10 protein-coding genes are annotated in these 14,102 nt (G+C 53.3%); 5 read left to right on the forward strand and 5 right to left on the reverse strand.

Annotated features, from left to right (window positions below):
• Positions 1-64: 64 nt before the first annotated feature.
• A complete protein-coding gene (locus CPY51_RS30145; protein ID WP_111164037.1) occupies positions 65-709 on the reverse strand; it encodes a response regulator transcription factor in 645 nt (214 codons plus the stop codon).
• Positions 702-2,285, reverse strand: a complete 1,584-nt coding sequence (locus CPY51_RS30150; RefSeq protein WP_111164038.1) for a sensor histidine kinase — start codon at positions 2,283-2,285, stop codon at positions 702-704. The genes CPY51_RS30145 and CPY51_RS30150 overlap by 8 nt, the downstream gene beginning before the upstream one ends.
• A 399-nt stretch (positions 2,286-2,684) precedes the next feature.
• Here CPY51_RS30150 and CPY51_RS30155 point away from each other — a divergent pair, with 399 nt between their 5' ends.
• From CPY51_RS30155 to CPY51_RS32405, 5 genes are all read left to right on the forward strand, one after another.
• A complete protein-coding gene (locus tag CPY51_RS30155) occupies positions 2,685-3,668 on the forward strand; it encodes an XdhC family protein (RefSeq protein ID WP_111164039.1) in 984 nt (327 codons plus the stop codon).
• Positions 3,669-3,959: 291 nt separating this feature from the next.
• The gene (locus tag CPY51_RS30160; RefSeq protein WP_146260201.1) at positions 3,960-5,651 is read left to right on the forward strand and encodes an MFS transporter; all 1,692 of its coding nucleotides are present in this window, start codon (positions 3,960-3,962) and stop codon (positions 5,649-5,651) included.
• The gene (locus CPY51_RS30165; protein WP_111164041.1) at positions 5,648-6,772 is read left to right on the forward strand and encodes an HlyD family secretion protein; all 1,125 of its coding nucleotides are present in this window, start codon (positions 5,648-5,650) and stop codon (positions 6,770-6,772) included. The genes CPY51_RS30160 and CPY51_RS30165 overlap by 4 nt, the downstream gene beginning before the upstream one ends.
• Positions 6,773-6,803: 31 nt before the next feature.
• Positions 6,804-8,498, forward strand: coding sequence for an FAD-dependent oxidoreductase (locus CPY51_RS30170; protein ID WP_244598834.1), 1,695 nt, complete (start codon positions 6,804-6,806; stop codon positions 8,496-8,498).
• A 564-nt stretch (positions 8,499-9,062) separates the two neighbouring features.
• On the forward strand, positions 9,063-9,995 hold the full coding sequence (locus CPY51_RS32405) for a hypothetical protein (RefSeq protein ID WP_146260202.1): 933 nt from the start codon (positions 9,063-9,065) through the stop codon (positions 9,993-9,995).
• Between the two features lie 440 nt (positions 9,996-10,435).
• Here CPY51_RS32405 and hemA read toward each other — a convergent pair whose 3' ends face one another.
• From hemA to CPY51_RS30190, 3 genes are read right to left on the reverse strand one after another with little or no spacing between them, the layout of a single operon-like run.
• The gene (hemA, locus tag CPY51_RS30180) at positions 10,436-11,650 is read right to left on the reverse strand and encodes a 5-aminolevulinate synthase (RefSeq protein WP_111164044.1); all 1,215 of its coding nucleotides are present in this window, start codon (positions 11,648-11,650) and stop codon (positions 10,436-10,438) included.
• Between the two features lie 46 nt (positions 11,651-11,696).
• A complete protein-coding gene (cydB, locus tag CPY51_RS30185; RefSeq protein ID WP_111164045.1) occupies positions 11,697-12,683 on the reverse strand; it encodes a cytochrome d ubiquinol oxidase subunit II in 987 nt (328 codons plus the stop codon).
• A 5-nt stretch (positions 12,684-12,688) separates the two neighbouring features.
• The gene (locus CPY51_RS30190) at positions 12,689-14,095 is read right to left on the reverse strand and encodes a cytochrome ubiquinol oxidase subunit I (RefSeq protein ID WP_111164046.1); all 1,407 of its coding nucleotides are present in this window, start codon (positions 14,093-14,095) and stop codon (positions 12,689-12,691) included.
• Positions 14,096-14,102 lie beyond the last annotated feature (7 nt).

Genomic DNA, 14,102 nt, shown 5'->3' on the forward strand with positions numbered 1-14,102 from the left:
GTTAGATGGTGCAGTATGCGAGTTTAGTTGGTGGAGCGATACCATACGCGAGTGTAGGTTCTTGTCATCGCGTTGTAACCGCTTCGACCATACGTACGAGATCCGCCACCGACCGAGCTTGCATCTTTCGCATTACGTTCCCTCGATGCAGCTTGACCGTGATCTCACTGATCCCGAGGTCGAAGGCGATTTGCTTGTTCATCAACCCTTTTACGACTGCCTTCATGACTTCGAGCTCGCGCGGCGTCAGCGTCCCAACCAAAGAATTGACAGCATCACTCGCTGCGGATTCACGTCTTAACATCCCATCTTTTTCAATAGCGGCTGCAACAGCATCGAGAACGTCCTGGTCGCGAAATGGTTTCGTCAAGAAATCAACCGCGCCAGCTTTCATCGCACGGACGCTCATGGGGATATCGCCAAAACCTGTCATGAAAACCACAGGCAACCTGTTTCCCATGGCTTCGAGTTGATTTTGGAAATCCAAGCCACTTAGTCCCGGCAATCTGACATCAAGGAGAATGCAACCAGGACGACCGTGGTCAACGTTTTTGAGAAATTCATTGGCATGTTCGAAGCCGGACGCTTCCATTCTCAGTGATTTGAACAGATCTACCAGCGACTCCCGCATGGATAGATCATCGTCAATGACGTAGACAATCGGAGACTGGTGTGCGGGCTTTGGTACTACGGGTTTTCGCTCAAACATGTGGGGCCTCAATCGGTATCGTGATCTCGAATATCGCGCCGCGATCAGGGTGGTTATAACCAATCAGCTGTCCGCCTCTTGCCTCAAGCGTGCTCTTGCAAATTGAGAGCCCCATTCCCATTCCGGAGACCTTCGTTGTGTAAAATGGTGAGAAAAGCCTGGGAGCCGCTTGCTCCGTGATGCCTGGGCCGTTATCTTGGACAGCAATCACGGCGTCGCCATCCGCATTACTTCCAAGTGAAATCGTCAATTTTCGCGGGAATGACTGCTCTGCAGCCATAGCCTGGATCGAATTCGTCATAAGGTTGATAAGAACCTGTTGAAGCTCTATGCGTACAGCCCTGACCTTTGGGATCTCGTTTTGCTCTGATACGTCGACCATAACAAAGTCGCGCTGCAGATCATGCTCCATCAAAGCGCGTGTCTCCTCCACCAGCTTGGTGAGATCAATCCACTCCATTTTGCAATCGGCCTGAGTCAGCAAACTACGTGTGTTCTGGATGATCAGTCTTGCTCGTTCACTGTCTCTGATCAGGCGATCCACTGTTCGCCTTACCGCGCCCAGATCTGGAGGATCACGGTCGAGCCATCGCAAGAGGGTTTGCGAATTTACGACAATTGCACCTAAGGGCTGGTTCAACTCGTGAGCCAGTGATGCAGACATTGCTCCGACGACGGCCGCTCGCGACGCACGGGTAAGCTCGGCGCGTGCTTCAAGCAACGTTGTTTGCGTCTGCTCGCGCTGTGTAATATCGATCATTCCAACGATGACGCGATTGAACGCGGCAGGGTCCTCCGGAAAGCCGATGCTCAGGAGGACCAGCTTGCTTTCGCCGGACTCGGCAGTGACAGTACCCTTGCCTTCAAAATGGTCGCGGCCTTCAAAGATTGCTTCCATTAAATCTATGAACGTCTTATCTCCCGGGGCGATGAACCGCCGCATCGAGCCAGATGACCTGTCGGTCGCAATGTCTCCAAGCAATTCATAGGCCGCATCGTTTGAGGCCACGGTCGTGACCAGACCTATGCAGTAATCAACAGCGTCCGCATGCTCCCGAAAATATTGTTTAAGGTCAACGACACCCTTGCTTTTCAGTTCCAGCAAATAGGTTCGGGCGCGAGAATAATCCCGCTCCCACAGAGCCACGCGCGTCCTATTGAAAATAGATCTGTACCGCATCTCACTGTCGCGAAGCGCTGCGTTGGTGGAAAGGGTCGCGCCGCGAAAAGCCTCATTTCGCAGCAAAAGAATCGTGGTGATTGTCAGCGCCGCCATCGATACCACGAGGCGGAGAAACGGTTGCAGTTCCGGATGCAACAAGTGCGTATGAATGTATGAACCAATTGCGAGTGCGGCACACAATGAGGCGGCAACGACCAAACCCCGGCGCGTCAGTATTTCTGAGCACAGCAAAAGTACAATCACATATAATACTGCGATTGCACTCTCTATGTTGGTGTATGTATCGACGTAGAAGACTGTCAGTGCAAGGATCGCTGAAATCGTCGCCAAAGCCAAGTCATAACCTGCTTCGCCTCTTCTATTCAGCAAAGCACCGGCACTTAGTGACCTCATCCCTTCATCCCCGATTACAATGGGCAGTATGATAGTGCGATCAAAAGCAATTCTGACCTATACTTAGGTATTGGTACCTTCCCGTTGAGCGATCAGCCCCCAAACCGCTGTTTTGAATATAAGCGGGCCCTATTGCGCCTGCTTATACAATCCAGAGGCGTTGTGCCCGGCACTCGGGCCGCATCCACGATCGCACGAGCGATATCGCCATACCAATGTATAGATGCGTGGTGGTGCTTGTTCCAGCATATTGCGCAGGAAAATTGAGCACTGCCCGACTTTAATTCGCGGGAGCGTCGGATATTCGTAGGATCGACAGTAATCAATGATCCTAAGCCGACGATCTCATCACCTTGGGCTCCTTGGCGGACCAGTTGAAGCTTTGTTTTGAGGTAGTATATGAAAAGGTCCGATGGCACTTGGGAGCCGTTCGACGACTATGTTCTTGACTTCGCTATTGAGTGCGCTCAAGCGCAAGTGCGATATGTTATCGTCACGCTCGTGGCCATTGAGGGCTCGTCGCCAAGACCCCTTGGCGCTCAAATGGCGGTCTCTGAGACCGGTATGTTCGTCGGCTATCTCTCGGGTGGATGCATAGAGCGTGCAGTTGTTGTGGAAGCGCTGGATGCTCTGCACGAAGGAGCTAACCGCCTTGTGCGCTACGGGAAGGGATCCCCATATTTCGATATCCAACTACCATGTGGTGGCGCGATCGAGCTCTGCTTCGATGTCGGTCAGGCCACCGAAGTCCTGCAGATGATTGATCAACGGCTCGCGCAACGACTGTCCGCAGAAATGCCGGTAAAAATGCCGTCCATAGCGGGCCGCCCGGCTGAATTTTTCAGAGTGAGCTACGCACCTCGACGTCGTTTGATAATCGCTGGAAGCGGCCCTGCTGCGGTCCAGCTTTGCAAGCTTGCGCGACTGTCCGGTCTACTTGTCAAGGTGTTGTCAGCGGACTTGGCAACCCGTGATTACGCAGCTGAAATGCAGGCCGAGGTTGTCCAATTGACAAATCCCGGTAGCATACCCCCGCTCATCGCGGATAAATTCACTGCCATTGTTTTTATGTTCCATGATCACGCCTGGGAGGAGAACCTGTTACCGGCCGCACTCGCAACTGACGCCTATTATATCGCTGCGATGGGTAGTAAATCCACTCATGAAGGTCGCCGACGAGACCTTCAAGCTAGGGGATTTAGTGGGAGGTCCCTGGACCGGATTCAAGGTCCCGCAGGCATGTTCGCTGGCGCCAAATCTGCTTCAAGCGTGGCGGTCTCAATTCTCGCTGATGTCATCAAGGATTCGAATTTCAGCCTGGTTCACCCTGCTTCGAATTCGATTTCGCCTGACCATGTTCAATACGAACTGGCATCGCAGTAGCTAGTGCTACGACCTGTTTCTACCCAGACCACCGCAGCAAAATTACGTCGGAATGTCCAAATCCGATGGTGTGCGACAAGCTCGAAACGAACCGCGGTCCTAAGATTACATCGTTCTCCTGATTGCGCGATCGTTCTCGCCATCATCAGTGCGAATTCGCAAGCGACCTCGCGAAGCAAAGTTTGATTTGAGTGATTACGGGAGCCGCTGACCAAAAATGCAAGCCAATATTCTGAGTACCCCGACATTAGACGCGCTTTGGCCGAACAGGCCAGCACGAAGGGGTTGGCGATGAGTTGGTTGCAACGACTATTGGGAGCGTTCCGCAACAAATCGGAAGAGCGTCTCCAATTTTACGAAGACCAAAGTTGGAATTTCTCACCGGCGGAACGAGGCGTAATACCTGGTGCACCGCCGTCGCCGTCGCACCCACCGCATCGTCGGGTCCTCTACGCCCTCACGAGCGTACTGGTTAGTATCACAGGTGGACTTGGCAACGCTTTGGTAGTTGCAAATCTGCCGTACCTTCAGGGTTCGCTCGGGCTAGACATCTCCGAAATAGCATGGCTGCCGACGGTCTATCTCATTACCAGCGCAATGACCGGTTTTGTGCTGATCAAGTACAGACAGCAATTTGGTATACGTTCGTTTTGCATCGTCTTCCTGATCTTGTATGCGTCGATAGTGTTTGCTCACTTGTTTGTCGACAGTCTTGCAAGTGCAATCGCGGTACGAGCCGCTAGTGGCATTTCGGGTTCTGCACTAACGGTGCTCGGCGTGTTTTACATGAACCAAGCGCTGCCGTTGAAACACCGCCAGCGGGCTGTCGTGCTTGGGATCGGCCTGCCGCAATTGGCGCTGCCGCTTGCCAGATTGTTTCCGGTGGATGTCCTGGCGATCAATAATTGGCGAGGAATCTACCTGTTCGAGCTGGGCCTCTCGTTGTTAGCTTTGGCAGCGGTCATGTTCGTTCGGTTGCCTCCGAACAAAAGGGTGAACGCGTTTGAGAAATTGGATGCAGTCACTTTCGCCTTCTACGCAAGCTCAATCGCCCTGTTCGGATCCGCCATCGGCATGGGAAGCTATTTTTGGTGGACCAACAAGGCCTGGATTGGGCTTTTCCTAGCGATATCTGCTCCCTTGATGGCAATTGCCATCACCATTGAATATCTACGGGCTCGCCCATTGATCGACGTCCGATGGCTTAGTAAATTCGTGTTGCTCCGATTTGCGCTGGTAACGATCGTCGCTCGAATAGTGTTCTCCGAACAGACGATTGGAGCGATCGGATTTTTGAGGAACTTCGGGTTAACCAACGACGACATCCGTCCGTTGTCATTGGCGATATTCCTTGCTGCCATTGCCGGATTGGCGGTCGGCGCTCTGGCGGTTGGCCCGACGCGGCTAACGCCGCTGGTAATGATGGCCGTTACCTTGGTCGGTCTCGGATCTTTCATAGACTCATTCTCCAGCATATTGACGCGTGCTCCGGAGCTAATGGTGACACAGGTTCTGATAGCGTTCGCCGCCACCGTATTTATTGGACCGTCGTTCGTGTTTGGCCTGAATGAGGTGTTGGCCGAGGGTGGTTCTAAAATGGCGAGCTTCATTGCGCTTTTTGGCATCACGCAATCAATGGGCACACTGATTGGCCTCGCTTTCGTCCAAACGGCTGTGCTGGTGCGCCAGCAATACCATATAGACGAATTCGCAGCCCAACTCAGTGAGCAATACCCGTTGGTATCGGGCGAAGTGACAAGCTTCAGCAATCAATATTTTGCCGTCCTGCACGACTCGACGCTCCGCTATGCGGAAGGTATTTCGCAGCTTGGGCGGCAGGCACTCCTCCAGGCGCAGGTCGCCGCCTACAACGACGTTTTCTTGCTGATTTCAGGTCTCGCTGGCTTCGCCACCCTCTTTCTAATGATTGTAATTGCTCACGGTTGGTTGACATCCATACGAGCTCGAAAGGTCTTGCAATGACTAATCTGGATCATATCGCTCCGGCGGTAAAGACCGTTGAACCGCCGACTGCCTGGCATCCTCCGCTACCAAGCATTGTGACGCTGCTGCTGGTCTTCGCTTTGGCAATTGCAGGAACACTGTCCATTTTGGCAGCATGGCATTTGCCACCGTTCTCGACGTTGGTCGAAAGCACGGAGAACGCGTATATCCGCGGGAAGACGACGGTGATCAGTCCGCAAGTCAGCGGCTACATCAAAAACATCGCCGTGCAGGACTACGACCAAGTGGCACAGGGACAGACCCTGCTTCAGATAGATGAGAGCATTTACCGGCAGCAGGTCGCCGAAGCGCAAGCAAATGTTGACGTCGCGTCCTCAAACCTTGCGAACAATGTTCAACTGGTCGCTCAACGGCAAGCCGAAGTGGCGACAACCAAGGCACAGATCGAAAGTGCCAAAGCGCAGCTTGTTAAGACCCAGGCCGACCTGACTAGAGCAAACGAACTTGTCGAAAAGGGCTCTGTTTCGGTTAGCTCCTTGGATTCAGCCCGTGCCGCTGAAGATTCCGCAAAGGCTGCGGTGGCAGAAGCGATCGCGGGAAACGATAGCGCTGAACAAGCTGTCACGTCGGCACAGGTTAACGCCAGCGCACTGAAATCTCAGGTGGAGAGCGCAACTGCTCAGCTTCAATTGGCAAACATCAACTTGGGATATACGACAATAGTGGCACCCGATGCTGGCAGGCTCAGTGACGTTGGAGCTCGGACCGGGCAATACGTGACGGATGGCACAGAGTTGATGTTTCTAGTGCCAGGTGTCCGGTGGGTCATTGCCAACTACAAGGAGGCGCAGACAGCTCACATTCGAGCGGGCCAGCGAGCCTGGTTCTACGTCGATGCACTTGACCATGCACGCTTCACCGGAACTGTGGAGAGATTGTCACCGGCGACGGGTTCGGAGTTTTCGGTGTTGCGAACTGACAATGCCATCGGGAATTTCACCAAGATCCCTCAACGGATTTCCGTTCGAATTCTGATAGACCCGGGACAGCCGCTCAGCGATCGCCTTACCCCAGGAATGTCCGTCGAGTCTTACGTCGACACCGCCGATTACAATTCCTCGACTGCTGCCTCGAAGTGATAGGACAAAGGTCCCGGGCAGAACGGCGTCCATGGCCTTAATTGACAATTTGGAAAAGCAAATGCCACTAACAACGATCGATCCGACGGATCCTTGGCTCCGGGAAGCGCAGACATTTCCACAGCTCTCGGAGGAGATGCTCTTAAGAGCATACCACTATGGTAGCGTGCAGCAGCTCGCCGAGGAGCAATATCTTTTCGAGCGGGGAGAACGAGATGTCGATTTTTGCATCGTGCTGGAGGGAGAGGTCGAGATATTTGCGGACACCATAAGGGGTGGCCGAACTCTGATGTTCGCCTATCGCAAAGGGCAATTTACGGGAGAACAGAATCTTTTCACCCGTCGTGAAATCCTGTTTTCGGCTTTTGCTAAGGCCGGGTCACGCATATTGCGCGTACCGCATAATATGTTTCACAAGCTGATCTCTGGTGAGTCTGACATCGGTGAAATAATCGTGCGTGCGTTTATTTTACGAAGAGCGGGCTTTGTGCGTCACTCACAGGGTGGGGTGGGATTGATTGGCAACCGCCACGATGCCGACCTGCTGCGCTTGCAAAGCTTTCTCAGTCGGAATTTATATCCTATCGAGGTTGTCGACCCGTCAACCGACAGCACCATTATGGAGTTACTACGAAGGCTTGGTGTTACGTTCGATGAACTGCCTGTCGTCATCACGCAAGACGATATAGTGTTTCGGAATCCTTCCAACTCTGAGTTGGCAGACGCGCTCGGCTTCAGTGAGCCGCCGAAAGCGGGTATAATCTATGATTTAGCTGTGGTTGGAGCCGGACCCGCTGGCCTCGCGGCTGCAGTGTATGGCGCTTCAGAGGCCTTGAATACGATTGTCCTGGAAACCCTTGCGCCGGGGGGGCAGGCGGGAACTTCGTCTAAGATCGAGAACTACCTGGGTTTTCCGACTGGAATATCCGGGCAGGCTCTCGCAGGTCGCGCTCACATCCAGGCACAAAAGTTCGGCGCCAGACTATCCGTATCCAGGCAAGTCATCGCTCTTGATTGCTCGGCCTATCCGTATCGTCTTGTTCTTGATGACAAGACATCATTGGAAGCTCGGGCGGTGGTGGTGGCGACTGGTGCCAGGTACCGGAAACTTGATGTGTTGAACTACGACAAGTTTGAGGGACACGGCATTTTCTACGCAGCCACGGCGATTGAATCGCAGGTCTGCGCGGATGAGGAGATCGTCATAGTCGGCGGTGGAAACTCTGCGGGGCAGGCGGCTGTCTTCTTGTCCCGGACCGTCAAGCACGTGCACATGCTCATGCGTAGCGGGATCGCCGCCTCAATGTCTGACTATCTCGCTCAAAGAATTGAAAGTTCATCGCGGATAACACTACATCAGCAAAGCGAGATTGTAGCGTTGCACGGAGAAAAGACATTGGAAGGTGTGACCTGGGTAGACAAGAAGGACGGCGTCTCTCGGGAATTGGCGGTAACAAGTCTTTTTGTCATGATAGGTGCTGCACCGAACACCGACTGGCTCAACGGATGCTTGGATCTTGATAGGCATGGATTTGTTAACACTGGTGCAACAACCTATGGCTCAACGCTGACGCCTTACTCCACGTCCAAGGACGGAGTTTATGCGGTCGGCGATGTTCGCAGCGGGTCAGTCAAAAGGGTGGCGTCGGCGGTAGGAGAGGGTTCCGTCGTTGTTTCTGCAGTACACCAATTTCTGGAGGGAGCTGCCGGTCGGTCGCTGAAATGAGAATTTGAGTTCCCCCTCGGGCAATCTTGCGTATCGGCGCGACGGTCAATTATTTGCCACTGTCGGGACGCTTGCCAATGTCTCCGGCCCTTTCTCCGGACACTCAGGGCGTGAGCATGGCGCTTTGATGCGAAATGTCGACGCAGTAAAATCCGTCCAACTTTGACAAGGTGGTACGCGAACATCTTTGCACCTAGTTTTGAAACGGCCGTCCGGTAATTGTTTGCGGAAATCAAGACGTTATCGAATAACGTTGCAAAGCCAGATGTTGTTCAACCACGCCTTTAAGTAGTCTACTTGCGTAAAGACAAAAGAAGTTGCAAAATTGAGTGGGGTCTATTCGTTAGAATTGCCGGGGTGTGCCATGCTTGCAAAGGCCACAATAAGCAGCGGTATCGGCTTAATAATAGGCATCGCGCTTATATACTGGATCAGGCCGCGCAGCGACGGTGGAACCGCGATTTTGATAATCGGATCGCTGCTGGTTGCGAATGTTGTAAGCGCACTGGTTTCAGCAATCAGAACGCCAAAAGTAAAAAAAATGCGGGGTCAAAGGAGGAGATCATGAGATTTGCCCTGGCTGTACTTTGTATCCTTGGAACTATGGCCTCCACCGCATTAGCCTGTGATGACTCCGTTGATGCCGATTGCATCGATGACCACGCATTGACCCGTAACACGGAGTGTAGCCCCGTTGACAGCAGTTGCGCTCCAGTAACCGCGCCAGACGACGCTCCTGATACCGATTTCCCAACTTTATCTCCGGGCCAAGACTATCAAAATAGTGGAAACGATGGAGTAATTCAGTATGGAAACAATGAAGGCGGGTCTGGTGACTGCTGTTCAGAAGGTGGAGCTGGAGTTGGCAGTGAAAGCAGCGCGTCTCCAAGCCCATCTGAAATTTTACATCCGGTTCGCGAATACCTAAGAGAGCGGGAAATCCCGCCGAAGGGTGTGGGCGCCTATGGCATCGTCGCGCTTAAGTCTCGACCGACTTCCGCGAACATTGGCAAGCTTATGATGGTCTGCAAATCCTTTGTTCAGCATTTCGACCCCTCACGTGAGTCGCCCTACCGCATTGACGATCAGATGATAACCATCTGGCCCCTGGACGACCCGAACGCCGACGAAGCAAAGCGGGACGACTGCGACTTCGTTCTCAATCACTATGTTTTGGGGGCCGCTTCCACTGCTATGGCATATTCAGCAAGGCAACACGCGGTATTTGATGGCGAGGGGCCATTTCTAATTGGCTGGTCACCCGCCGATTCAGCTGGCAAACCGGATAAGTTGGTGCTCGTCGTGGACATGAGTGCCTCAAACGACCAAATATCAATCGATCACGATTTCGATTTCTGGAAAAACAAAATCGTGCAAGATCCAGCCAGTTGGAGGTCTGGTTTCTCCCTCGAAAGAATTCGCCAGTCGATCCGTGATTTTGTTGATCACTATGGTACCGACATTGTAAGGGATATTAAGATGGCTGGCCTCAACTAGACATCAGTAAATTTTATCGCCCACCTAAGAAGCCGAACGTTCGATAGCCGTGGTCTCCTTGCCTGAGTTTCGTCGACGTGCCGCTGGCCCGCTCTAGTAATAAGGGCGCAGGTGAAGCGTTCCTGCTTGCCAGACCAGGGCGCACAACCACGGCGCACCCAATTCCACTATTGGAAGGTTTTGCTGGCCTGCAGAGGTGCCATCCGGGCGACATGGCGGTCGCCCGGATCAATGATATCTTCAGTTAAGATGGTGATAACCTGGAGCGGGAGAGCGGTTTCCCATTTCCCTCGAACATGAAGGCAATATACCTCCAAATGCAGCAGCTACGCCAATCGCTGATCGCAATAATATTGTCGACTCAGGCGAAATCTATTTTTCGGATACTCTATACAATCTCGAATTCTGATTTGTTCATCATTACCCGGGCAGAAACCCGATTATGCGACGCCGCGGGCAAGCGCACAATTTGACCAAAGCGATCTCAACGCATTGACCAAATGAGTAATGTCGGCTTCGCTGTGGGTGGGGTTTGGCGTTATGCGAAGACGCTCGGTACCTTTGGGCACCGTGGGATAGTTGATCGGCTGAAGGTACACGTGGAAATCCTCTAGAAGAATATCTGAGATCCATTTGCATTTGGCTGCATCGCCGACTATGAATGGTACTATATGGCTCGGATTTTCCAAGTGTGGCAGGCCATACCTGTTTAGTTGAACCCGGATTCTGCGCACGCTTTCCTGGTGTCGAACGCGCTCCGAGCTATTTGTCTTCAGATGCTGTATGGACGCTATCGCACCAGCTGCCAGAGAAGGCGGCAGCGATGTGGTGAAGATAAAGCCAGACGCAAAGGAGCGGACGAAGTCGCAAAGTTGACGAGATGCGGCAATGTATCCGCCCATCACGCCAAAGGCTTTTGCCAACGTGCCTTCGATGACTGTCAGACGCTCCATCAGGCCCTCGCGCTCGGCGATGCCGCCGCCACGAGGTCCATAGACACCGACCGCATGAACTTCGTCGAGATAGGTCATAGCTCCGTATTTGTCGGCGAGGTCGCAGATTTCCTTGATGGGCGCGATGTCTCCATCCATGGAGTAGACGGATTCAAACGCAATCAGCTTTGGGCTCGTCGGATTGGCGGCCGCAAGTTTAGCTTCCAGATCGCGCAGATCGTTGTGTCGCCAGATAGCCTTTGCACATCCCGCGTACCGAATGCCCTCGATCATCGAGGCGTGGTTCGAGGCATCCGAGAAGATGATCAAGCCGGGGATCCGTGCGCCAAGCGTTCCGAGTGTCGCCCAATTCGCGACGTAACCTGATGTGAAGAGAAGCGCCGAATCCTTGCCGTGCAACTCGGCCAATTCACGTTCGAGAGCTACGTGATAATGGCTCGTGCCTGATATATTCCGGGTCCCTCCAGAGCCAGCGCCGCAGCACTCGATTGCCGCTTTCATCGCGGCAAGTACCTTTGGGTGCTGTCCCATGCCGAGATAGTCATTCGAACACCAGACGGTAACATCGTTTGACCCATTCGCCGCATGCCTGGTCGCAAGCGGATAAAGACCTTGCTTGCGCTCGAGATCCGCAAATACACGATAGCTGCCGTCGTCATGCAGGCGCTGAAGCTGGCTTTGGAAGAACCTGTCAAAATCCATCGTGTGCTCCGGTTTCGTCGTGATCCATTCCACACTAGCCTGTGTGCTAGTGGTAGCTCTCGTCAGGGTGGGTTTTCCCTTTGAACAACCAGTAAACCGCGAACGTGTAGACCAGGGTTAGGGGCAGAACGAATACACCAGCGCCCCAGAACATGAAGGACAGGCTTGCGTGTGGAGCTGCTGCTTGCTGGATCGTGATTGAAAATGGAACCATGTACGGAAGAAACGATGCCGCCAAAGTCCCGAACGCAGACAGGAACAACAAAACAGTTCCAAAGAATGGAAGACGATCGCGGTTGCTCCGAATCCCGTACGCGATCAAACTACATGCAAGGACCCCAATAAGCGGAAAGAGGACTAACACAGGCCGATCTGTCCATCGCGACATTACCGGCAAATCGATCAGCAGCGACGCGACAAATGCCACAGCCAAGAACAAAAGGACACCCATCAAGATCCTTGGAACATATCTGTGAGCAATATCGTGCAATTCCCCTTCAGATTTTTTCACTATCCAAGAAGCGCCGAGCAGACAGTATCCAAGGCATAGGCCCATTCCACAAAGGATAGAAAATGGCGTTAACCAACCAAACGCAGAGCCGGTAAAGCGCCCCGCCGAGTTAGGAATGCCCTCGACTAGAGCACCGACAGCGGCGCCCTGTACGAAGGAGGCTACAAACGATCCCAGCGAAAACCCGGCATCCCAGAACCACCGTCGGTTGAGGCTCTTTTCACGGAACTCAAATGCAACGCCACGAAAAATGAGAGCGGCGAGCATCAGGAAAATTGGAAGGTAAAACGCACTAAGGACCAGTGAATATACCATGGGGAAGGCGCCGAAAAGGATCGACGCGGTTAAAACAAGCCATGTTTCATTGCCATCCCAGACCGGCGATATAGAATTCAACATCTGGCGCTTGTGCTGCTCGTCGCGAGACAGCCCAAATAGCATTCCCACGCCTAAGTCGAATCCATCGAGCACTACATAAAGAACGAGCGTAAGTGCCAGCGCTCCGGTCCAAAAGGTTATCATCTTGTTTACTCCGCAGGTGTTGGGGGGGTGCCGGGGCTGCCACCTGGGATGGCCAGCGGTCGCTTTGGGTTAGCTCCGTCTCCAATTTCCTCAGGACCGAGGCCAGGGCCCACCTGCAGCAACCGATGTACGTAGGCGATCCCTGCAATTCCAATGGCGCTGTAAATTAATGCGAAGACGAAAAAGCTGATGGCAACCGCCTTTACGGTCAGTGACGGGGTAACAGCGTCGGCCGTCCGAAGCACGCCATATACTGCCCAAGGCTGCCGCCCTACCTCGGCAGTGAACCACCCTGTCAACGTCGCAATGAAGCCGAGTGGAAAGCTTAGGTAGATAAGCCATAGCAGCCAGCGGCGTTGGGGCAATTCAGTTTTATAGGTGGTCCAAGAGCCATACCAGGCCAGTGCCAGCATCGCTAATCCGCAGGCGACCATTATTCGAAAAGCAAAAAACGGTATAAGAATTGGCGGTCTTTGATCGACCGGAAAGCTTTTCAAACCAACTTCTTCCGAGGTCAGGCTCATGGACCCTATCAAGCTTCCCAAGTATGGAACCGATATTGAGAACAGGTTTCTCTCTCCCGATTCGTCAGGGATGGCAAAGAGGACCTCAGACGCTGGCTTCTCATTCACCCAGCGGGCCTCTATGGCCGCGAATTTTACCGGCTGTTTGTCGTGGACATAGTCTCCTGTGAGATGTCCGAAAAAGAGCTGGGTGGGGACAAGTACCGCGGCCAGACCAAGCCCCATCCGGATCATAGCAACGCCTTCCGCGTGTAGCCGCCTCTCAAGCAGATACCATGCACCGGTTGCCGCGACACAGAACGACGTCGTGACATAAGCGGCTAGGATCATGTGCGGAAATCGGACCCAAACCACGGGGCTGAAGATAATGGCCGACCAATCCGTCGGCACGAAGGTTCCATCGGCGCTAAGGTCATAGCCTGTAGGCCATTGCATCCAAGAGTTATTCACCATGATCCAGAATGATGACAGGCTCGTGCCAAGCGCCACCATTGCACACGCAAAAATATAAACTGCTGGCGAAACCCGGCGGCGACCGAACATCATTACGCCGAAGAAGCTTCCTTCCAGCGCAAACGCGGTGAAGCTCTCATATCCCAATAGCGGCCCCTGAATCGGTCCGGATCTAATGGATAGCTCACTCCAATTTGTACCGAATTGGAAAGCCATGACGACGCCGGTCACCACGCCAAGACCGAAGGCGATAGCAAAAATTTTGAGCCAGAAGTCAAACAGGCGACGATAAAGTGGGCGACCGGTCCAAAGGCGTACCGCCTCCAGGAATGTAAGCCAGGCCGCAAGACCCACGGTGAAGGCCGGGAAAATAATGTGAAACGACACCGTAAAGGCGAACTGCAGGCGAGACAGCAGAAGGGCGGTCGGATCCATATCAAAC

Origin of the sequence: Arminella tubonensis, assembly GCF_003240585.1 — a bacterium.
GTDB classification, from domain to species: domain Bacteria; phylum Pseudomonadota; class Alphaproteobacteria; order Rhizobiales; family Rhizobiaceae; genus Rhizobium; species Rhizobium tubonense.